Genomic DNA, 21,115 nt, shown 5'->3' with positions numbered 1-21,115 from the left:
ATCCACTATTTTACGGCTTATGGCCATTTGCCGATAGCCATCTGCCATCCGCTATTAGCCCCTCGCTTCACGACTTCACAAATCAACAACTTTACAAAAAATCCCCTTAGCGCTCGCTAAGGGGAATTACGGTATCGAGTTGCCTATAAAAATTCCCAAAAATCTAAACAGGCATCAGAAAACTATCTACTTTATTAGGCTAACAGGCGGATCGGTGCTTCCAATAAGCCTTTCAGCGTCTGAAGGAAAGCAGCACCTGTTGCTCCGTCGACCACGCGGTGATCACATCCTAATGTCAACTTCATGATATTGCCCGGAACAATAGCACCGTTCTTAACCACAGGTACCTGTTGAATGGCTCCTACCGATAGGATTGCACCATCCGGAGAGTTGATGATAGACGTAAACTCGTCGATGCCAAACATTCCCAGATTTGAAACAGTGAATGTAGAGCCTTCCCAGTCTGCCGGCTGTAATTTTTTCGCTTTAGCTCTTTGACCATATTCTTTCACCTCGGCCGAAATATGCGATAGCGACTTGCCGTCAGCAAAACGGACCACAGGCACCAACAAGCCATCTTCTACCGCCATGGCGACACCGATGTTAACGTGCTCGTTGAAGCGGATCTTATCACCTCTCCAGGAAGAATTTACGGCTGGATGCTGCTTCAACGCGATGGCCACAGCTTTAATAACGATATCGTTAAAAGATACCTTAACCGGCGCAACGTCGTTGATCTGTCCGCGGGCTGCAATGGCATTATCCATATCCACCGAGATGGTTAGATAGAAATGTGGAGCAGTAAACAACGACTCCGATAAGCGGCGGGCGATTGTCTTACGCATTTGCGAAACGTTCTGCTCGGCATATTTCTCTTCGCCTACATATTGAGGCAACGTAATAGATTTTGTCTCTGGAGCTGCAGCTGCAGCAGGCGTAGCGGCCTGTGGCGATGCTGCTTTTGCCGCAGGCACGAAGTTTTCGATATCTTTTTTCACGATGCGACCACCTTCGGCAGATCCTTTTACATCACTTAGGTTGATACCTTTCTCCTTCGCTATTTTGCGCGCCAGCGGTGAAGCTTTTACGCGGGAGTCATCTTCTTTTACCGAAGAAGATGCTGTTTCTGTTTCCGCTTTGGTTTCAGGTTGCTCGCTCTTGGACGCTGCTTTCGCCTCAGATTTCGCGCCACCAGAAGAAGATTTCTGGTTCAACAATGGTGTCACGTCCGTGCCGGCAGGGCCAACAATCGCGATGATATCATTTACTTTGGCAGCCTGTCCTGCTTCCACACCGATATACAACAATGTTCCTTCAGCATATGCTGTAACTTCCATCGTTGCTTTATCTGTTTCTACGTCAGCAATTGCGTCGTCAGACTTAATTGCATCACCGACTTTGAAGTTCCACTGAGCGATGACACCTTCTGTCATGGTGTCGCTCAACAAAGGCATCGTAATAACGGTACATCCCAGCTCTTCCGCCGATACTGACGGGGTAGCGTCGGATGATTCCTCCGTAGCCGGTTTTTCCGCCTCTTTTTCTTCGCTCTTTGCAGGCTCGCTCGTGTCTCCGCCTTCAAGGAGTGCTTTATAGTCCTCTCCTTCTTCGCCTAGCACAGCTATAACAGCGTCTATAGCGACAGACTCGCCCTCCTTCGGGCCTATATACAACAATGTCCCTTCTTGGTATGATTCAAAGTCCATTGTTGCTTTATCTGTTTCAACTTCCGCGATCAAGTCCCCGGAGTTTACCTTGTCACCGACTTTTTTGTGCCATTTAGCGATAACACCTTCGGTCATGGTGTCGCTCATTTTGGGCATTCTTACTACTTCAGCCATTTGTATAGTAGATTATATCTTTAAGTTAAAGTAATTCCTTTGCTATTAGTCCATGATAAAAGGATAATCCTCCTGGACATACACATCTTTATAAATTTCAGAAGGGTCTGGATACGGCGACTCTTCTGCAAATTTAACAGAGTCTTCGACAATCTTTTTAATTTCCGCATCTACCTCAGCGAACCATGCGTCGTCAGCATATTTGTTTTCCAAGATAGCCGCTTTTGTAGACAACAATGGGTCGCGGCCTTTATATTCTTCCAGTTCCTCTTTTGTACGGTATTTAGCCGGGTCTGACATCGAGTGTCCTTTATAACGATATGTACGGATCTCCAAAAATGTTGGCCCTTCGCCTGCGCGCGCACGTTGAACAGCCTCATCCATTGCGTTGTGAACAGCAACCACATCCATTCCATCCACCGGAGCACTAGGCATATCAAAACCATGTCCCATCTTGTAGATGTCCATCATGTTGGTTGTGCGGGATACCGATGTACCCATCGCGTAACCGTTATTTTCACAGACAAAGATCACTGGCAACTTCCAGAGCATGGCCATGTTCAAGGTTTCGTTGAATGCCCCTTGACGGACAGCTCCATCTCCCATGTAGCAGATGTTAACATTGTCGGTACCCAAATATTTTTCTGCAAAAGCAATACCGGCACCTAATGGGATCTGTCCTCCAACAATACCGTGTCCACCCATAAACTTGTGCTCTTTAGAGAAGAAGTGCATAGAACCGCCCTTACCTTTTGAACAACCTGTCGCTTTACCGAAAAGCTCCGCCATACAAGCATCAGCTGAAACGCCTTTAGCCAAAGCATGCGCATGATCACGATAAGCCGTAATCAAAGAGTCCTCTGGTTTGATGACAGACATTGTTCCCGCCACTACGGCCTCCTGACCGATGTACAAGTGACAGAATCCACGGATCTTTTGCTGTCCGTATAATTGTCCAGCCTTCTCCTCGAATTTACGCATAAGCAGCATAGATCTATACCACTCTAAATATGTTTCTTTTGTTATAGGTGTTGAACTCATTTTAAAGTATTGAATTTCTTAACTAATCCGACCACAAATCTAATCATTTATAACGATATTTCGGATAAAATTTCCGATGGAAATGGCGCTTTTTTGTCACAAAAGTATTTTATTCTCCAACCCGTTAAAAAAGCAAACGGCCTATATGGCCGTCCCGTTTTTTAACAAAACTATCAACTGTTCGACGGAAGCTTTCTGTTGTTCTCCTGTCGCCATGTTTTTTAAGGACAATAGTCCTGACTGTATTTCTTCCTCGCCTACCAACAATACATAGGGAATTTTCTTATCGTCCGCATAGCTCATCTGCTTTTTCAGCTTGTTGGCCGCTGGGTATAGCTCTGCTGCTACACCGGCTTCCCGTAGTCGCGCCAGCAGTGGCAGCGTGTAGGATTCGGCTTCTTTCTCAAAGTTGACAATAAGCACCTCGGTCGACGCTGCGGACGATGCCGGAAACAGGTTCAACTCTTCCAGAACGTCGTAGATACGGTCTGCACCGAACGATATACCTACGCCGGTCAGGTCTTTCAGCCCGAACATACCGGTCAGGTCGTCGTACCTGCCGCCGCCGCCGATACTCCCCATAGCTACCTGATTTGTCTTTACCTCAAAGATGCAGCCGGTATAGTAGTTGAGCCCACGCGCCAACGTGATGTCTACTTCGACGACTTTTTCCAGAAGCTCAGCTTTACCGAACCTGGTCAGATAGGCGAAAACCTCTTCTAATTCGGCAATGCCCGTCATTCCGGTGGCTGACGACGCCAGAACTTCCCTGAGCGATGCCAGCTTATCCTGATTTGTCCCTTCCAGCAGAATAATAGGTTTCAACACAGCCAGGTCTTCGGGGGTAAACCCGCGTTCCAGCAGTTCGCTGTTCACACCCTCCAACCCAATCTTATCCAGCTTATCGATCGCCACCGTCATATCTACAATAAGCTCCGGCTTGCCGATGACTTCGGCAATGCCGGTCAACACCTTTCTGTTATTCACTTTGATGGTGAAATCCGTGAGCCCTAAGACTTCTAAAGCCTCCTGATAAACCAGAATAAATTCAGCTTCATTAAGCAAAGAAGATGAGCCCACGACATCTACGTCGCACTGATAAAATTCACGGTACCGTCCCCGCTGAGGGCGGTCGGCGCGCCACACCGGCTGAATCTGAAATCGCTTAAACGGCAGGGTGATCTCATGTTGATGCATCACGACAAACCGGGCAAACGGAACGGTCAGATCGTACCGCAGCGCTTTTTCGGAAATGTAGGGAATCAGCTTGTTCGATGCTTTGTCGGCCAACGCGCCGTCGGGAACTTTGCTTAGGTAGTCGCCCGAGTTGAGTATCTTGAAAATTAGTTTATCGCCTTCTTCTCCATACTTTCCTGTCAATGTTGAGAGGTTTTCAAACGAAGGTGTCTGAATCTCGCTGTATCCAAATTTTTTGAAAATAGCACGGAGTACGTTGAATATGTAGTTTCGCTTTTCCATCTCGGAAGGAGTGAAATCGCGCGTTCCTTTCGCAAGAGAAGGTTTAATATTTGCCATACGGCAAAGGTAATATAACTAAGCGAAAAGCGAAAGACCAGATTATCGGGAAAACTCTTCCGCCTCAAATATCTTTAAATATTCACAGGCTTTTTCTGCGGCGAGTTTTTCGGCACTTTTCTTATTAAAATCCCGCCCGAGGCCGCATACTTCTCCGTCGACGATAACTTCGACGCTAAACAGCTTGCCGGACTCTCCCGGAGGATTTTCTACCTGAACAAACTGCACCTCCTTACCGAGATGCTGACACCATTCGATCAAACGGCTTTTAAAATTCGTTTCGGTGATTTCAAGCGTGTGAATGTCGACGTGAGGTTTGATTATGCGCGTCAGCAAGAACTCCTTTGTAAAGCGGTATCCTTTATCCATATACACCGCGCCGATAACCGCTTCGAAGGCGTCGCCAAGAAGCGAACTCTGCTTGTTGGGATAACTGATCATCCGTGCATCGTATTCCATGAATTCGTTAAACCCCAACTTCCGGGACAGCTGGTTTAGGTTTGCACGGCTTACGATCTTTGAGCGCAGCTCGGTAAGGAATCCTTCGTCTTTGTACGGATATAACTTAAACAGCAATTCTGCGATTACCGACCCCAACACCGCGTCTCCCAGAAACTCAAGGCGTTCGTTACTGTTCTTCACGCCATCTTTTATGGTTGTGGCCACCGACTTATGCCGAAAGGCCATCTGATACAGCTTAATATTTCCCGGGACAAACCCAAGAACATTCTTTAGTTTACGAACGTAAGCTCTGTGTGGAGAAAAGTATAAATAATATATCCTTGACAAAGGCATTCTACTCTATAATAAGGAATAGGCAGTTTCTCATCGAAACTACCTATTTTTTTATCTACTGATCCTCTTTATGCATTAAGAGTGATACTTCTTCACAATAATTGAAGCATTGTGGCCACCAAAGCCAAATGTGTTGCTTAGCGCTGCATTTACGACGCGTTTCTGCGCAGCGTTAAAGGTAAAGTTCAGGTTATTATCAATTTCCGGATCGTCCGTAAAGTGATTAATCGTCGGAGGTACTATATCGTTTTTCACAGACAGAATGGAAGCAATAGCTTCGATTGCACCTGCAGCTCCCAGTAGGTGCCCCGTCATAGATTTGGTCGAACTAATGTTCAGCTTGTAGGCATGGTCGCCAAAAAGATCGATAATAGCCTTCGTTTCACTGATGTCACCGACAGGGGTAGATGTTCCATGCACGTTTATATAATCGACATCAGCATAACTGAACTTCGCATCAGCGATGGCTTTGCTCATAGCCAATTTTGCACCCAGACCTTCTGGATGCGACGCTGTAATATGATGTGCGTCGGCACTCATGCCGCCTCCTGCTACTTCCGCATAGATCTTAGCGCCACGCGCCAACGCATGTTCCAGACTTTCCAATATAATTGCACCCGATCCTTCTCCCGAGACGAAACCGTCACGGTCTTTATCAAACGGGCGGGAAGCGGTTTTAGGATCATCGTTGCGGGTAGATAATGCATGCATAGCATTAAACCCACCTATCCCCGCTTCATTAATTGTTGCTTCCGAACCTCCGGTAATAATCACGTCAGCCATACCCATACGGATATAGTTAAACGCATCGATCATCGCGTTAGTCGATGAAGCACAAGCTGATACTGCAGAGAAGTTAGGCCCTCTCAACCCGTAACGCATAGAAATATGCCCCGGCGCAATATCAACCAACATCTTCGGAATGAAAAATGGATTGAACCGAGGTGTTCCGTCGCCCTTAGCGAAACTGGCCACCTCTTCAAAAAAGGTTTTTAAACCACCGATACCTGAGCCCCAGATCACGCCGATCCGGTTGGTATCCAGCTTATCAAATTCTAAACCAGCATCCTTCACTGCTTCGTCAGTAGAAGCAATAGCATACTGTACAAAAGGATCGACTTTGCGAGCCTCCTTGCGATCCATAAATTCGTGCGGATCAAATCCCTTCACTTCACAAGCGAATTGGGTCTTAAATTTTGATGCATCGAAATGCGTAATAGGAGCAGCGCCACTTACACCATTAATCAACCCGTCCCAGTATGCTGCGACCGTGTTGCCTAGTGGTGTAAGAGCGCCTAACCCTGTTACAACTACTCTTTTAAGCTCCATTAAATATGTTTGGCCTAATAAATTAGTTATTAACGTTCTTTTCCAAGTAAGAGATAGCCTGACCTACTGTACTGATGTTTTCAGCTTGATCGTCTGGAATAGCTACGTTAAATTCTTTTTCGAATTCCATGATCAACTCAACTGTGTCAAGTGAGTCTGCACCTAAATCATTCGTGAATGAAGCCTCTGGTGTTACTTCGTTTTCATCTACACCTAACTTCTCAACGATAATTGCTTTTACTCTTGATGCGATATCTGACATGATTTTATAATTTAATTGTTTAATAAATCTGTGCAAAGAAAAATAAATTTCCCCAATTATCAAACCTTTTTTGATTGGAAGATTTGAAATAAGAACGTTTTCACCTTGTATTTGTTTTAAAACCCATCGTCATCAGGCCTACATTCAATATTAAAAAAATTTTTTTTATCTACCAAACCCAATCGTGTCCCAACTTTACCCAACCTCCTCAACTCTATTAACCTTATCAACCTCCTCAATTTTCTCCAACTTTTTACTAACTTCGGGGTTAATTTCCAAAACTGTGAGCGTGATAAAGAAACATTTAACCTTGGATATGGATGTCGACCTGGAGTTGGACTTCGTATTGGTCGGTATCAGCTCACCACTCCGTGATTATCGTCTTTGTCATTTTATATATAAGCACACAGGTTTGGCTTTCGTACGCGGTAAGGAAGACTATATTGACCATAAAGGTTACGTGAAGGAGAAGGATAAGGACGAAATGGATTATCACATTGTCTTCGAGCGGAACCGCCAAAAGAAACTGCTGAAGCACCACTTTATTACCTACCGGTATTGCGAGGCCAACTTCGAGTCGGAGTTCTACCTCATCAACAACCGCAGCCTCGAAGGGGCTATATTGATCCCCGAACTGCCAAACTTCGACTACTTCCTTCTCATCAAACATTATATTGATCAGGAGGATTTACGCGCCTTATTAGACGGTGTAAAGAGCATCTCCGAAGTGATATTGGCAAAAGAATTAGACCCTACTTCATTGAAATCCAAAGAAAATCTTATATTTTAGTGTTTTGACTTAGCAAAGTGTAAATTTTACACATTAGTAAACCTAACTTAAAAACAGATTGCTATTTTTGCATATCATGTTTTTTCTAAGCAAAGAATATAAACAAGCATACACAAATAAAATACTGTAAATGAACAAGATTCAAAAAAGGACAAAAATCGTAGCCACACTTGGTCCAGCATCGTCGGACAAAAGTATATTGACCAATATGATTGCCAAAGGTGTGGATGTTTGCCGCCTGAACTTTTCACACGGAAGCCAGGAGGATCATTTAAAAACGATCAAAACCATCCGGGAAATTAATAATGAGCACCCTTTTAATGTCGGCATCTTAGCGGATCTCCAAGGTCCTAAAATCCGCATCGGAAAGATGAAGGAAGGCGGCGCCGTATTAATTAACGGCTCTGCAGTGGAAATCACAACAGAAGAACTCATCGGTGATGAAAACCGTATATATATCACATACGAAAACTTTCCTAATGATGTCAAAGAGGGAGAGATTATCTTGCTCGACGACGGAAAGCTGCAGCTCCGCGTTTTAAGCACAAATCACAAAGACACGGTAAAGTGCGAAGTGATCCATGGTGGCGTTCTAACGTCGCGCAAAGGGGTTAACCTTCCGAATACAAAGGTATCTATACCTTCCCTGACAGAAGAGGACCTGGACAACTTAAACTTCGCGTTAGACAACGGCGCAGATTGGATAGCGATGTCTTTCGTACGCTCGGCAGAGGATATTGTGCAGTGTAAGGAGATCATTAAAGCTAAAGGAAGCCATGCGTTGGTCGTAGCAAAGATCGAAAAGCCGGAGGCTATTGACAATATCGATGCTATTATCGAGGCGACAGATGCCGTCATGGTGGCCCGCGGCGACCTCGGCGTCGAAATGCCGATGGAAGAAGTTCCGGGATTACAGAAAATGATCGTGCAGAAATGCCGTAACCTGTCTAAACCTGTCATCATTGCAACCCAGATGCTGGAAAGTATGATCACAACGCCACGTCCTACGCGTGCGGAGGTGAACGACGTAGCAAACTCCGTACTGGATGGAGCTGATGCGGTGATGTTAAGCGGAGAAACCTCTGTAGGCGAGTTTCCCGAGATTGTCATCGAGACCATGGCCAAGATTATTACGCATGTGGAGCACACATCATACCCTTATTACAGCCGTAAAGAAAGCGTACAACAGGCACCTACAATTATCCCTGACGCTATCTGTGGCTCGTCGATCTATCTTGCAGAGCATACCCAGGCTTCGGCCATCGCCGTAATGACCTCGTCGGGCTATACCGCGTTCGAAATCTCAAGCTACCGCCCTGATGCCGATATTTATGTTTTCACAGGCAACAAGAAATTATTGAACTTGTTGAGCTTGGTATGGGGTGTACGCGTATTTATTTATGAGAAATTCGAAAGTACGGATGGAACGATTCAGGATGTCAACAGGCTGCTTAAAGAACACGACCTGGTAGCTACCGGACAAATCGTTATCAACACCTCTTCTACGCCACTGCACGAAAAGGGAAGAACCAACACTATCCGTGTATCTGAAGTCAAATAACCTGGTCTTCAGGCGATAAAAAAAGCAACCTCTTTATAGGAGGTTGCTTTTTTTATAAAGAGCGAATGTAAAGCTTAACTCCTCGAAGATGCCCCATTGAACAACACCTTCAACGACACCAGCACAGAATCTGCAGCAAACAGCTTAAGGTCAGCATGCACCTCCAACCACTGTTTATCGTTTTTGCCGGAAGCTAAACATTCTACCTCCGACCACCAGGAAAGGCCGTCCTCCCCCACCAGTTCATCCTTGGCAAAAGCCCCTATTGCCCATATGAGGGCGGCGGCGACAACAAGTCTAATAGTCTTCACAAAAGTCCGCAGAAGAAACATATCTCTTAATTTTTAACGGTTTACGACCCAAACTTACGTAAAATGCTGCAGATCCATACTTCTGCATTAGCAAAATATTCGTTACGAACGGATTACATCCTGTACCCGGAATCCGCACTAGCTCATGAACTCTAGGGAGACACCCTTGGCGTCCATATCACTTCTATTTCATACGTGTTACGTATAATCCGCCGCGGGCCGGCAGCAACCTTTGAAGCTAGGCTTCAGCGCAAGCACGGCAGCTCCATTCTACACGTGCGGCCTTTTTTACTACTTAATCTGACACACAAAACGAAAACACGTCGCAGGTATGGACAGTCAGGCCGGCAAGTATTCTGTCAACCGTCCAACTCTTTGTATCAAAGCTATTACACATGTCTATTTAACACTAATTTACCCTATTTCTTCTTTTCTTTGGGTGTCAACTTTGGTTAGAGCCGTTTGACAACTAAAACCGGATTGAAAATGCAACTTATCAATACACAACTTAAATTCATAGCACAGGACAAATAAAAAATGCGCCATTGCGAGGAGGTACGACGCGGCAGCTGAACAAGATGAGCTCATGAATGCGTTTGAAGATGGGCACAAATGAATAGCCCGCGTTGTAGCGGCAGCAGGCCGGTTCATTGCCTTGTCATCATGGTGACAGATTTTTTGTCTTGTATTATACAGCTAATAACCAACAGACATCAACGATTATGCAGCATTCATTGCCTTTTAGAGACAAACCGGGTGTAACGGAGCCATTGACACATTGGTCATTTAACACTCATGGATACCTATATAGATGAAAAAGAGTCTACTGTTTTTTTTGTTTTTCATCACGCACTACGTTTATGCACAGACCACGGTTGAGGGAACGGTTGTCGATGCTGCGGACAATAGGGCGCTCGAAAATGCATCTATCGTTTTGCTCGATGCAGATTCAATTATGCGCTATTTCACGCGGGCCGACGAAAAGGGGCACTTCGCATTAAACAAAGTGGAGAAGGGGCAATACCTATTGCTGACCACTTATCCTAAATTCGAGATATATAGTCAGGAAATTACACTTGCCGACAAGAATATACGATTGGATTCCATAAAAATCCATTCGCGGTCAAATCTGTTAGAAGAAGTGGTGATCAACCAGAAGATTCCGATCAAGCTGAAAGGCGATACCATCGAGTATGATGCCGGAAGTTTCGAGACCGAAAAAAATGCCAAGCTGGAAGATCTGCTTCGCCGCTTACCGGGACTAACCGTTTCAGCCAGCGGCGAAATAACCGCGCAGGGGAAAACGGTATCTAAGGTACTGATAGACGGCGAGGAGTTTTTTGGCTACGACCCGAAAATTGCCATCCGCAATGTCCGTGCTGATGCTGTCGACAAGGTCCAGGTATATGAACGGAAGTCTGAGGAGGCTGAACTGACAGGCGTAGACGACGGCGTACGCTTACAGACGGTAAACGTCGTTCTAAAAGAGGAAGCCCGAAAAGGGATCTTTGGAAACGCGAATGCCAGCATGGGTACCCATGATCTTTTTGATGCGAATCTGTTTACAGCAAAATTCAACCGCGCTGAGCGCATCGGTGTCACGGGCAACTGGAACAATATGAGTAACTCGGGCGATGCGGGCCGTGTCAGAATGAACAACCAGATTATCGGCAACCCGAGCTACAAAAGCGCCGGCGTGAACTATGAAAACAACTTTTTGCAACGGAAACTCCACCTGACATCGAGCTACAATTTCAACAACCAAGGACAGCAGAATGAATCGGAAAACTTCAGCAAACGGGTTCTGGGCGACCTTCAAACACAGGAAACGTCCCAACAGTCCCGGTCGGAATCGGATAATAAGAATCATGTGATCCGCTCGCAGATGAGGTTTCGTCCTGACTCGCTGAGTAACCTAAATATACAGCTAAACGGAAGCAAAGGACAACGGGAGTCTTCCAATACCGCATCGAGCAGTACAACCCGGAACGAAAATATTAAAGCCAACGAGTTCGAGCAGAACAACAGCAGCAGGACAACAAACGAAAACCTCGACCTCCGGATGGACTATCGACGCCGGCTCAATAAACGCGGAACGAGCTTAAACCTGCACGTTAACACCCATTTTGGCGATTCTGAGTCCGTCAACCTGATAGACGAGATTACTCACCTGTACGATAGCACAGGAACGTTCGAACGGACAAAAATAATCGATCAAACACGCCTCACGGAGAACAAAAACAACCGGATCGGCGGTTCCGTCAACTTCCGCGAGCCTATCACGCAGCAGCTGTACTTAACCGTCGGCTACCTGTTTAATGTAAATAACAGCTCGGGACTTATCAACGCCTATGACAATGGACAGGACGGACAAAATGTGCTGGACACCCTATACTCAAAGAACCAGGAAGACATTTCCCGCAATAACGGAGCGGATATAAACCTGAACTTCAATTCTGAGAAAGTGAACATCAACCTCTCCAACAGGATAACTTACAGATATCAAGGACTGACGGATTCCTATAGAAATATCGATTTATCGCGCGAATTCTGGCAGAATAACTTCAACGCCAACGTGTCTTACCGGATCAGCAACAGCAAAAATCTGAACTTCGGATACCAAAACAGCACGAATGTTCCGAGTTTTTCCCAACTGCAGCCGTTGCAGCCACCGACGAACGAGCTATACCGGCAGCTGGGTAATCCTGATCTGAAAAGGGAAGTGAATAATAACCTGAATATAAATTTCAGCAAGTTCAGCCTGCTTAAGGCCTCTTCGCTGAATATCAACGCCTCCACGAGCTTTACGAACAACGCCATCGTAAACAAATCTATTGTGGACGAAGCGGGTAGAACGACCGCCACCTTTGTCAACATCGGCGATCATGTCAACTGGAATGGACGTGTCAACGTTAACTACGGCAAGCCTATATGGAACGGCCTGGTGCAGTTTGGCCCGTTTTCGACGGTATACTTTGACAACAATTACGAATATATTAATGGAGAGCTAAACAGAAGCAATACCACCAATGCCAATATCGGTGTAAATGCCAACAAACAGACCTCTAAAAACGTGGACTTTAATATCAACCTCAGCATCGGCTTAAATAACGAGGAGAATTCCATTCAGACACAGTTCAACAACACGGCTTTCCGGTCGTCTACAAATGCGGACCTGAAGTATACGCTGCCGTATAAGTTTAGCCTCACACAAGTGATATTTTATAGCTATACCGGCAAAACTAAAGTATTTCCGGAGCCTATACAACAGTTCTATATGAATCTCGAGCTCGCGCGGAAGCTGCTGAAAAATGAGTCGCTCTTATTAAGCATTAAGGCATTCGATGTTTTCAATAGCTTCAACAACACGAACCGTTCCATGGGGAACAGCAGCTTCTCGCAGACGCAGCAGGATATGTTGACCCAATATTTCATGGTGGGGTTAAAATGGGATTTCAATAAAAATTTAGGTAAGAAAAATGATTAGGTTACTGTATATAATAATAGGTTTAGGCGCATTGTCGCTTTGGAGCGGCCTCCTACATGCACAGCACGCCTACTTCCCCCTGAAAGGTAGAATAACATTTGAGAAAGAAGTATATGTCCGCGCCCGGTTGCGAGAAATGAGCAACCGTTCGGCCAACCAAAACCGAGGCATGATGATGCGCTTTGGCGGCAATATCGATGAAGCTCCGGAAAAGACATCTTCGATGTTCAGCCTCCATTTTGATGAGGATGAAACGCTTATGACCGCCTTAGAAAATGAGGAAACTACGGGATCTTCCCGTATCGGGATGTCCCCTGGCCGAGGCGGCCGTCCAAACAGCAGAAATATGGGCAACACTGTCCGCCGCGGCGTGGGGCGCAACCAGAACAAAACATACTATCAGAACCTGAAAAAGGGGGAAACCGAACTCGAGCTGGAACTCGACGAAAAATATCTTCTTAGAGACTCGCTTCAACAGATCACTTGGCGCTTTACGGACGAGTATAGAGACATCGCCGGCTATGAGTGCCGGCGCGTCAATGGCGCTACGCCTGACTCATTGTATATTGTTGCCTTTTACACCGACCAGATCCCTGTCTCGGGCGGGCCAGCCTTGGTTCATGGGCTGCCGGGGATGATTCTGGGACTGGCAATCCCTGAAATGCATATTAACTATTGGGCAAGAAAAGTTGATTTTGTCACGGACAACGTTCCTTCAACGTGGCGGGATAAAAAAAGCAAAGCGATCTCAACACAGGACTTTTTTAACTCGCTGGGGAACAACCGGATGTTTGGTGGCGGCGGCGGTAATGCCCGACAGATGCGGCGGAACCTGCTGGAAAATCTGATTTACTGATTAAGCAGATGGCTATTGGCTATTGGCGGATGGCTATAAGCCGTGAAGTCGTGGATTTGTAAAGTCGTTGAGGGAAGCTGATGGCAGATGGCAGATGGCGATAAGCTATAAGCCGTGAAGTCGTGGATTTGTAAAGTCGTTGAGGGAAGCTGATGGCTGATGGCAGATGCCAGATGGCTAATGGCTATAAGCCGTAAAGTCGTTGATTTGTGAAGCCGTGAGGTGAAAGGCTAATAGTGCATGGCAGATGGCTATTGGCGGATGGCTATAAGCCGTGAAGTCGTGGATTTGTAAAGTCGTTGAGGGAAGCTGATGGCTGATGGCTGATGGCAGATGGCGATAAGCTAAAAGCCGTAAAGTTGTTGATTTGTGAAGTCATGAGGTGAAAGGCTAATAGCGGATGGCTGATGGCTGATGGCAGATGGCTATAAGCCGTAAAGTTGTTGATTTGTGAAGTCATGAGGTGAAAGGCTAATAGCGGATGGCTGATGGCTGATGGCAGATGGCTATAAGCCGTAAAGCCGTGGATTTGTGAAGTCGTGAGGTGAAAGGCTAATAGTGCATGGCAGATGGCGGATGGCAGATGGCTATAAGCCGTAAAGTCGTGGATTTGTAAAGTCGTAAGACGCTCTAACTATTCTAGCTTCTGACTTCTAATTTCTCACTTCTAACTTCTCAATACTCAAATCTCACTTCTAGATGGAAGCCGCCACTTTCTTCGGCAACGATGCGAAGACCAGCGCGTAGCTATGATCAATAAGCTCCTGCAGACGCTGATCGGACAGCTCTCTATTACAATAGACCGTATTCCAATGTTTCTTATTCATATGATAGCCGGGGGTTACCGTGCCGGGAAAATCGGCTCTAAGTTCCAATGCGGCGTCGGGATCGCATTTTACATTAAACGACAGCTCGTCGATTTGATTCAGCCCTACTAAGAGATAAACTTTCCCACCGACCTTAAAAACCAACGTATCGGGTCCAAACGGCAATTCCTCAGTCGTACCCTTCTTCGATAAGCAATACTCGCGTATATCTTCGATATTCATGGCTAGCTCAATGCAGACAGAAGTTCTTGCTGTAAAACTTCACCTTTGTCTTCGTTATACCATTTCTGCATAGCTTCCTTAATATCGTCAAAAGAAGCACCCTTTTCTTTCATACTGACAAATAGCTCTTGCAGGGGTTTTGGGCGGGGTCCCCAAATAAACTTATCGTGCCCGACGTCATTGCGGATGACAAGCTTTGGTATCGATTTCCCCCCATTAGTCAAGTAATCTTCGATCAGAAAAGGTTCAGCGTCCCTCAGCTGAATTTCAAAATCTATATTGGGGTTGTTTTTAACGATCTGATAAAGTTGCGCGACCGAATGGGCTGCGTCTCCGCACCATGGCTCGGTAATAACGATCCAATGCTGCGATTCGGTAATTGCGGCGACGGCGGTTTTAATGGCATCATTTGGTTCGAAGCGCTTAAGCCAGCGGTTCATCCTTGACCAGTTAAGCTTGGTGTAATTTAAATATTCGGGGTCCCCGTAGGGGTCGAAATCTTCGGGAGATTCCAAAATCTGTTCAAAATAATCTAAATATTCCTGAAAGGTCATATCGTGTTATGTTACGTAAGACGAATTTAGCAAATTATTCCATATACCCAAAGGGGTACAGTGGGGGTAACCAGTGGTATTGGACAGCGACAGCGTCCCAAAAAGGGATGCTTCTGGTAGATCGGGAATGGGCAGTTACGCATCTCCGCTTCGCGTTGCCCATGCTGTAAACTGCCACTGATAAGCGAGATGGCTAGTTAAAGTTCGATGAGCAAGAAAGTCGTGCATCTAACCGCGCTGTTCCCTATTCACTCGTTAGCCACTCGACTTTCTCATATCCGCGACTACTGACAACCGCCCGCTAGTCGCGGGAAAAATGACAGTTTGGCAGAGGATATCTTTGTAAAAAAGACATAAATTACGTTTTTATGACGATTTTAACGTTGGCACAGCTGTTGTTAAGAACAAGTAACAAACAAGTAATGCGTAAATATTAAAACACAAGATATGTCAAAAATTATAGGAATCGACTTAGGTACTACGAACTCATGTGTTGCTGTGATGGAAGGTAACGAGCCCGTAGTGATTGCAAACAATGAAGGGAAACGCACAACGCCTTCCATTGTAGCTTTTGTAGATGGCGGTGAGCGTAAAGTGGGCGACCCGGCTAAGCGTCAAGCGATTACGAACCCGCATAAGACCGTTTATTCGATCAAACGTTTTATGGGCTTATCGTACGACGAGTCTGTGAAAGAAGCACAACAAGTTCCTTATAAAGTCATCAAAGGAGATAATAACACACCCCGTGTCGAAATCGACGACCGCAAATATACACCCCAGGAGATATCAGCAATGATTCTTCAAAAAATGAAGAAGACGGCAGAAGACTTTTTGGGTCAGGAAGTGACGGAGGCCGTGATTACAGTTCCTGCATACTTCAATGACGCGCAGCGCCAGGCAACAAAAGAGGCCGGTGAAATTGCCGGTTTGAATGTTAAACGTATTATCAACGAGCCTACTGCGGCAGCGTTGGCATACGGTCTGGACAAAGCTCACAAGGACATGAAAATTGTGGTGTTCGACTGTGGAGGTGGTACGCACGACGTTTCTGTCTTAGAATTGGGCGACGGAGTATTTGAAGTGAAGTCTACTGATGGCGATACGCACTTGGGCGGTGACGACTTTGATAACGTGATCATTGACTGGTTGGCACAGGAATTTGCTGCAGAAAATGGCGGGTTCGACCTGAAAAAAGATGCTATGGCATTACAGCGTCTGAAAGAGGCCGCAGAAAAAGCAAAGATCGAACTGTCCAGCACGACATCTACGGAAATCAACCTGCCTTATATTACGGCTGATGCAACAGGACCTAAACACTTAGTCCGCTCATTGTCACGTGCAAAGTTCGAATCGCTGGCTGCTGATTTGATACAACGTACGATTGAACCTTGTAAATCGGCCTTGAAAAACGCCGGCTATTCTACTTCGGATATCGATGAGATAATCTTAGTGGGCGGTTCAACCCGTATACCGGCCATCGTTGAAGCCGTAAAGAACTTCTTCGGTAAAGAGCCTTCCAAAGGGGTAAACCCTGATGAGGTCGTCGCGTTAGGTGCGGCTATCCAGGGCGGAGTCTTAACCGGCGAGGTAAAGGATGTCCTTTTACTTGATGTTACACCGCTTTCTTTGGGTATCGAGACCATGGGTGGTGTGATGACGAAACTTATCGAGGCGAATACCACTATCCCGACAAAGAAGTCGGAAGTATTTTCAACCGCTTCTGATAACCAGCCGTCTGTGGAAATCCATATCCTGCAGGGAGAGCGCCCAATGGCATCACAGAACCGTACAATCGGCCGTTTCCACTTAGACGGTATTCCGGCTGCTCCACGGGGCGTACCTCAGATCGAAGTAACATTTGACATCGACGCCAATGGTATCATCAAGGTTTCTGCGAAAGATAAAGCGACAGGTAAAGAACAAAATATCCGTATCGAGGCTTCATCGGGCTTATCAGAAGAGGAAATCCAAAAAATGAAACAGGAAGCAGAAGCTAACGCAGAAGCAGATAAGAAAGTTAAAGAAGAAGCAGACAAAATCAACGCTGCGGATGCTTTAATCTTCTCTACCGAAAAGCAGTTGAAAGAGTACGGCGACAAGATCTCCGCCGATAAGAAAGCTCCTATAGAGGCTGGCTTAGAAAAACTAAAAGCAGCGCACGCTGCCCGTAACTTTGCCGACATCGACGCGGCATCTGCTGAATTGCAAAACGCATGGAATGCAGCATCGGAGGAAATGTATGCTGCGTCGCAGCAAGGAGGAGCTCAACAACCCCAAGGAGACGCAGCTCAAGGGCAGAATAACAAACAAGGAGGAGATGACGTTCAGGATGTGGAATTCGAAGAAGTAAAGTAAAATAACACATCTGTATCCATAACAAAAGCCGGCTTTTGCCGGCTTTTGTGTTTTTTACCTAGGGGCGCTGCTTTGGGTTAAAGCTATAGACGTAAAGTCGTTAAGCTGCTGATTCGTAAAGCTCCCCCCTAACTCCTAATTACGAAAAACGAATCACAATCTAACCCCTAACCCTAACTCCCGACACCCATCACCAGTAACAATGGATAGCAATCGAGGTCGGGTTATATATAATCCGCGACGTCGTAGCGGAACCGGTTAAAACAACTTTTCAGGATAAACGCCGTCGGCTATCAGTTTTGAAATAGACTCCTGCACGATGGGCTTATCCTCTTTATATGTCACGCCAAACCATTTCGACGATGTCGGGATAACGCGGAAATCAGCCATACCGTTCTTTACCATATGATCCGGCACTGAAGGGATAAAGAACTCCGATTTAGGATTATCGCCGTTTTCGTCAACAAAATTTCTGAACATCCCTTCTGCTACTTCGAAAATCCGTGGTGTAAAACCCCAGAAATTCATGGACACGCGGGTAGCTGGATCAAGGTCGTATTGTTGTCCTCCTTCCTCGTAGACAATTTTTTTGCTTTCCTGTCCGTCAGACACATAATAGATATTTGTCCGTTCTGTGACCGATACCAAATGTCCATCCTGATCTACTTCGCAGATTCCACGTGACACATACCCGTAATCCGACATGGTATTGCCAACCTGAAATCCCATCAAGGCCATCGTATCGTCGGTGACATCCGTCGTCAGAAATTGAGCCATCTTTTGGAAAGAATCCGTTCCGTAAAAGTCGTCTGCATTAATAACACAAAAAGGGCCGTCGACCTTATCTTTCGCGCTCATCACCGCATGTGCCGTTCCCCAGGGTTTGGCCCGCTCAATGACCTTATCTATACCGAATCGATTTAGATCATAGCTCTGAAAAGCATAGTCTACTTCTATTTTACCCTGTAATTTCTCATCGAACACGGCTTTGATCTTGTCTAAAAATTCTTCGCGTATAATAAACACCACTTTACCAAAACCTGCGCGGATTGCATCATAAATAGAATAATCTATAATCGTTTCGCCATGGGGGCCAAATGCATCGATCTGCTTTAATGATCCGTAACGGCTGGCCATTCCTGCGGCGAGAATTATCAATGTTGGTTTACTCATTATCTGTTTTAATTAGTAACGGTTACAAAATACAAGTCGCCCAAAGATAGAAATATTATTCTATTTCTTTTTAAAGATAGCCTGCAATATGCCATTCGCTATTTTACCCAACAGCTTTGCCCCCTCTCTCGCTAACGTTCTGGAAGCCTGCGTTTTCGCTGCTTCCAACGGTGTCTGCCGGGTACTTCTACGTCGGGTACTTCCATTCGCTTTTTCGGCTGATTTCTGTGCTTCCTCCCGCGCCTTTTCCGCTTCGAACGTACGCATTTTCTCATCTACGATTTCCGCAGCACTACGTCTGTCCACGCGCTCCTGATATTTATTAAAAAACGTCGACTCTCCCACAATCTGGGTATAAAGCTGTGGCGTACACGGCCCCATAACGGCCCGCGCAGGGACAAGGTGTGTTGCAACAACCTCCGTCGGGATACCTTTGTCGTTTAATACCGTGATCATGGCCTGCCCGGTCCCCAGCGAGGTCAGCGCTTTGTCTATCTCATAAAACGGCGAATGGGGGTATGTTCGGACCGTTTTGCGCAAATTTTCCGCGTCGTTAGGCGTAAAGGCGCGTAAGGCATGCTGGATACGGTTGCCGAGCTGACCCAATACCGACTCCGGAATATCCGTGGCGGCCTGCGTACAAAAGAAAACGCCGACCCCTTTCGACCGGATAAGGCGGACAATCTGCTCTATCTGGGAAAGAAAGGCCTTGCTCGCGCCGTTAAACAGGAGGTGAGCTTCGTCAAAAAAGAATACCAGCTTCGGCTTGTCGAGATCTCCCACCTCTGGCAGATTCTTAAACAACTGCGCCAACAGGCTTAAAAGGAACGTCGAGAATACGAGCGGCTTATCCTGTATATCCGAAATATTCAGCAAGGTAATCACACCCCTGCCGTCTACTTTGTTAAACAGATCCTGAATATCGAATTCCTTTTCGCCAAAAATATGTGCTATCCCCTGCTGCTCTACGGCAACTACCTTCCGTAAGATTGTTCCCGACGTCGCCGTACTTATTTTTCCATAGTCGTCCTTAATTTCCTCGGCACCTGGCCCTTCTGTGAGGTACGAAAGCAGTCTTTTGAGGTCATTGAGGTCGACCAGCGGCATTTGCTTATCCTGTGCATATTTAAATAGGGCCGCCAACACGCCAGTCTGCGTATCGTTCAGGTCCAGAATCCGGGCCAACAAGATCGGGCCAAAATCCTCCACTGTAATCCGCATCGGAGCGCCAAGGGTACCGCTCAGGGAAAAAATCTCCAACGGAAATGAAGCTGCCTGAAAGGGCATCCCAACCAGATTACCTCTTTCGATTAGGGCATCGTTTGTTTTTCCTGCCTCCGCCAGTCCCGACAGATCTCCTTTGACATCAAGCATAAATACGGGGACACCGGCGTCCGATAGCTGTTCAGCGATAAGCTGCAAGGTTCTGGTTTTGCCCGTACCTGTCGCGCCGGCAATCAGCCCGTGCCTGTTCATCATCTTCAACGCTAAATTTACTTTGGCCTCCGTTACGACCTCGCCATCCAATATCCCTGCTCCCAGCTGAATAAAGGCGCCCTTAGGACTATAAGACGTTGTGATTTTCTGGATAAACTCCTGTTTTTTTGAATCCATATCCGGCAAGTTAATATTTTAAAACAAATATGACATAGAAATGTAACAATTTCAATTATATATAGAAAGATATGGGTTTTTAATAAAAAAATAACATTTGTCCATGTCAAACATTCTATTATTAGAAAGAAAAATTGTATTTTTACCTTGTACTAAAATTAAAAAAGGTGCTAAACAAGATAACACAAATAGCGGCAGCCAAATTATGTTTTGCGATCTTCGTCGTAAAGATGTTGATTTCGGCTACGCCTATGTTTGTGGATGTCCTGGACAAAGGAACCGTACTTCAGGTGGTACTTCAGGTCGAAATAGAAAACACCGCAAAAGGAAATAGTCCGGCGGAAGATCTACATGAGGCCGGCTCTAAGTTTTTCAGCACGACCAGCTCGGACTACCTTTCATTCTGCCCTGTAGTGGAAAATCTTGGTAAACAAGCGCACTATCTCAAGAACGAACGGCTTATTCAAGCCTACCATCCATCTGTCCCTACCCCCCCTCCTAACTGTTAATCGTTCTCCTTCGTCGCTGTTCGGAAGACAGCATGCTAGGAATTTCATGGAC

At 46.0% G+C, this 21,115-nt stretch carries 19 protein-coding genes; 7 read left to right on the top strand and 12 right to left on the bottom strand.

The window, feature by feature from the left end; all coding sequences use genetic code 11:
• Nucleotides 1–194: 194 nt before the first annotated feature.
• From BC792_RS15610 to BC792_RS15585, 6 genes are all read right to left on the bottom strand, one after another.
• Nucleotides 195–1,841 (bottom strand): pyruvate dehydrogenase complex dihydrolipoamide acetyltransferase, encoded by a 1,647-nt coding sequence (locus BC792_RS15610; RefSeq protein ID WP_148909947.1) that lies wholly within the window; start codon nucleotides 1,839–1,841, stop codon nucleotides 195–197.
• A 45-nt stretch (nucleotides 1,842–1,886) separates the two neighbouring features.
• The gene (pdhA, locus tag BC792_RS15605; protein ID WP_148909946.1) at nucleotides 1,887–2,882 is read right to left on the bottom strand and encodes a pyruvate dehydrogenase (acetyl-transferring) E1 component subunit alpha; all 996 of its coding nucleotides are present in this window, start codon (nucleotides 2,880–2,882) and stop codon (nucleotides 1,887–1,889) included.
• A gap of 141 nt (nucleotides 2,883–3,023) precedes the next feature.
• Nucleotides 3,024–4,418: a histidine--tRNA ligase gene (hisS, locus tag BC792_RS15600; RefSeq protein WP_148909945.1), complete on the bottom strand. Its 1,395-nt coding sequence runs from the start codon at nucleotides 4,416–4,418 to the stop codon at nucleotides 3,024–3,026.
• A 42-nt stretch (nucleotides 4,419–4,460) separates the two neighbouring features.
• The gene (gene rnc, locus BC792_RS15595) at nucleotides 4,461–5,213 is read right to left on the bottom strand and encodes a ribonuclease III (RefSeq protein WP_148909944.1); all 753 of its coding nucleotides are present in this window, start codon (nucleotides 5,211–5,213) and stop codon (nucleotides 4,461–4,463) included.
• Between the two features lie 75 nt (nucleotides 5,214–5,288).
• Nucleotides 5,289–6,542, bottom strand: a complete 1,254-nt coding sequence (fabF, locus tag BC792_RS15590) for a beta-ketoacyl-ACP synthase II (RefSeq protein ID WP_148909943.1) — start codon at nucleotides 6,540–6,542, stop codon at nucleotides 5,289–5,291.
• Between the two features lie 22 nt (nucleotides 6,543–6,564).
• A complete protein-coding gene (locus tag BC792_RS15585; protein WP_037498900.1) occupies nucleotides 6,565–6,804 on the bottom strand; it encodes an acyl carrier protein in 240 nt (79 codons plus the stop codon).
• 289 nt (nucleotides 6,805–7,093) lie between these two features.
• Here BC792_RS15585 and BC792_RS15580 point away from each other — a divergent pair, with 289 nt between their 5' ends.
• Together BC792_RS15580 and pyk are read left to right on the top strand one after the other, a co-directional pair.
• Nucleotides 7,094–7,594: an IPExxxVDY family protein gene (locus BC792_RS15580; RefSeq protein ID WP_246155142.1), complete on the top strand. Its 501-nt coding sequence runs from the start codon at nucleotides 7,094–7,096 to the stop codon at nucleotides 7,592–7,594.
• Between the two features lie 130 nt (nucleotides 7,595–7,724).
• Entirely contained in the window at nucleotides 7,725–9,155 is a 1,431-nt protein-coding gene (gene pyk, locus BC792_RS15575) for a pyruvate kinase (RefSeq protein WP_148909942.1), read from the top strand.
• Nucleotides 9,156–9,229: 74 nt separating this feature from the next.
• Here the strand turns inward: pyk and BC792_RS15570 are convergent, their stop codons facing one another.
• A complete protein-coding gene (locus tag BC792_RS15570; RefSeq protein ID WP_148909941.1) occupies nucleotides 9,230–9,487 on the bottom strand; it encodes a hypothetical protein in 258 nt (85 codons plus the stop codon).
• Between the two features lie 790 nt (nucleotides 9,488–10,277).
• Here BC792_RS15570 and BC792_RS15565 point away from each other — a divergent pair.
• The gene (locus BC792_RS15565) at nucleotides 10,278–12,953 is read left to right on the top strand and encodes an outer membrane beta-barrel protein (RefSeq protein WP_148909940.1); all 2,676 of its coding nucleotides are present in this window, start codon (nucleotides 10,278–10,280) and stop codon (nucleotides 12,951–12,953) included.
• Nucleotides 12,946–13,809: a GLPGLI family protein gene (locus tag BC792_RS15560; RefSeq protein WP_148909939.1), complete on the top strand. Its 864-nt coding sequence runs from the start codon at nucleotides 12,946–12,948 to the stop codon at nucleotides 13,807–13,809. Before BC792_RS15565 ends, BC792_RS15560 begins: the two co-directional genes overlap by 8 nt.
• 265 nt (nucleotides 13,810–14,074) lie before the next feature.
• Here BC792_RS15560 and BC792_RS15555 read toward each other — a convergent pair whose 3' ends face one another.
• From BC792_RS15555 to BC792_RS15545, 3 genes are all read right to left on the bottom strand, one after another.
• The gene (locus BC792_RS15555; protein WP_148909938.1) at nucleotides 14,075–14,269 is read right to left on the bottom strand and encodes a hypothetical protein; all 195 of its coding nucleotides are present in this window, start codon (nucleotides 14,267–14,269) and stop codon (nucleotides 14,075–14,077) included.
• 235 nt (nucleotides 14,270–14,504) lie between these two features.
• Entirely contained in the window at nucleotides 14,505–14,858 is a 354-nt protein-coding gene (locus BC792_RS15550) for an MmcQ/YjbR family DNA-binding protein (protein WP_148909937.1), read from the bottom strand.
• A gap of 2 nt (nucleotides 14,859–14,860) precedes the next feature.
• On the bottom strand, nucleotides 14,861–15,412 hold the full coding sequence (locus BC792_RS15545; protein ID WP_148909936.1) for a thioredoxin family protein: 552 nt from the start codon (nucleotides 15,410–15,412) through the stop codon (nucleotides 14,861–14,863).
• A gap of 8 nt (nucleotides 15,413–15,420) precedes the next feature.
• Between BC792_RS15545 and BC792_RS18405 the strand changes: the two genes are divergently transcribed.
• Nucleotides 15,421–15,582: a hypothetical protein gene (locus tag BC792_RS18405; protein ID WP_170250053.1), complete on the top strand. Its 162-nt coding sequence runs from the start codon at nucleotides 15,421–15,423 to the stop codon at nucleotides 15,580–15,582.
• A 277-nt stretch (nucleotides 15,583–15,859) separates the two neighbouring features.
• Nucleotides 15,860–17,767: a molecular chaperone DnaK gene (dnaK, locus tag BC792_RS15540; protein ID WP_148909935.1), complete on the top strand. Its 1,908-nt coding sequence runs from the start codon at nucleotides 15,860–15,862 to the stop codon at nucleotides 17,765–17,767.
• A 258-nt stretch (nucleotides 17,768–18,025) separates the two neighbouring features.
• Here the strand turns inward: dnaK and BC792_RS15535 are convergent, their stop codons facing one another.
• Nucleotides 18,026–18,940 carry a nucleotidyltransferase family protein gene (locus BC792_RS15535; protein WP_148909934.1) on the bottom strand — a complete coding sequence of 305 codons (915 nt, stop codon included), beginning with the start codon at nucleotides 18,938–18,940 and terminating at the stop codon, nucleotides 18,026–18,028.
• Nucleotides 18,941–19,000: 60 nt separating this feature from the next.
• A complete protein-coding gene (locus BC792_RS15530; RefSeq protein ID WP_148909933.1) occupies nucleotides 19,001–20,554 on the bottom strand; it encodes a helicase HerA-like domain-containing protein in 1,554 nt (517 codons plus the stop codon).
• A 167-nt stretch (nucleotides 20,555–20,721) separates the two neighbouring features.
• Between BC792_RS15530 and BC792_RS15525 the strand changes: the two genes are divergently transcribed.
• Complete coding sequence (locus BC792_RS15525; protein WP_246155141.1) at nucleotides 20,722–21,063, top strand: hypothetical protein; 342 nt, start codon at nucleotides 20,722–20,724, stop codon at nucleotides 21,061–21,063.
• The last annotated feature ends 52 nt before the right edge of the window (nucleotides 21,064–21,115 follow it).

This window comes from Sphingobacterium allocomposti (assembly GCF_008124885.1).
Classification (GTDB): Bacteria; Bacteroidota; Bacteroidia; order Sphingobacteriales; family Sphingobacteriaceae; genus Sphingobacterium; species Sphingobacterium allocomposti.
Note: the sequence above shows the minus strand (reverse complement) of the source record. Positions and strands in the feature narration are given on the sequence as shown.

Excerpts from the sequence above, each read along its gene's own strand:
- BC792_RS15585 (WP_037498900.1), bottom strand. The coding sequence starts at position 6,804 with ATGTCAGATATCGCATCAAGAGTAAAAGCAATTATCGTTGAGAAGTTA.
- hisS (WP_148909945.1), bottom strand. The coding sequence starts at position 4,418 with ATGGCAAATATTAAACCTTCTCTTGCGAAAGGAACGCGCGATTTCACT.
- BC792_RS15535 (WP_148909934.1), bottom strand. The coding sequence starts at position 18,940 with ATGAGTAAACCAACATTGATAATTCTCGCCGCAGGAATGGCCAGCCGT.
- pdhA (WP_148909946.1), bottom strand. The coding sequence starts at position 2,882 with ATGAGTTCAACACCTATAACAAAAGAAACATATTTAGAGTGGTATAGA.
- BC792_RS15610 (WP_148909947.1), bottom strand. The coding sequence starts at position 1,841 with ATGGCTGAAGTAGTAAGAATGCCCAAAATGAGCGACACCATGACCGAA.
- BC792_RS15550 (WP_148909937.1), bottom strand. The coding sequence starts at position 14,858 with ATGAATATCGAAGATATACGCGAGTATTGCTTATCGAAGAAGGGTACG.
- rnc (WP_148909944.1), bottom strand. The coding sequence starts at position 5,213 with ATGCCTTTGTCAAGGATATATTATTTATACTTTTCTCCACACAGAGCT.
- pyk (WP_148909942.1), top strand. The coding sequence starts at position 7,725 with ATGAACAAGATTCAAAAAAGGACAAAAATCGTAGCCACACTTGGTCCA.
- BC792_RS18405 (WP_170250053.1), top strand. The coding sequence starts at position 15,421 with ATGTTACGTAAGACGAATTTAGCAAATTATTCCATATACCCAAAGGGG.
- BC792_RS15565 (WP_148909940.1), top strand. The coding sequence starts at position 10,278 with ATGAAAAAGAGTCTACTGTTTTTTTTGTTTTTCATCACGCACTACGTT.
- dnaK (WP_148909935.1), top strand. The coding sequence starts at position 15,860 with ATGTCAAAAATTATAGGAATCGACTTAGGTACTACGAACTCATGTGTT.
- BC792_RS15570 (WP_148909941.1), bottom strand. The coding sequence starts at position 9,487 with ATGTTTCTTCTGCGGACTTTTGTGAAGACTATTAGACTTGTTGTCGCC.
- BC792_RS15530 (WP_148909933.1), bottom strand. The coding sequence starts at position 20,554 with ATGGATTCAAAAAAACAGGAGTTTATCCAGAAAATCACAACGTCTTAT.
- BC792_RS15560 (WP_148909939.1), top strand. The coding sequence starts at position 12,946 with ATGATTAGGTTACTGTATATAATAATAGGTTTAGGCGCATTGTCGCTT.
- BC792_RS15555 (WP_148909938.1), bottom strand. The coding sequence starts at position 14,269 with ATGACTTCACAAATCAACAACTTTACGGCTTATAGCCATCTGCCATCA.
- BC792_RS15545 (WP_148909936.1), bottom strand. The coding sequence starts at position 15,412 with ATGACCTTTCAGGAATATTTAGATTATTTTGAACAGATTTTGGAATCT.
- fabF (WP_148909943.1), bottom strand. The coding sequence starts at position 6,542 with ATGGAGCTTAAAAGAGTAGTTGTAACAGGGTTAGGCGCTCTTACACCA.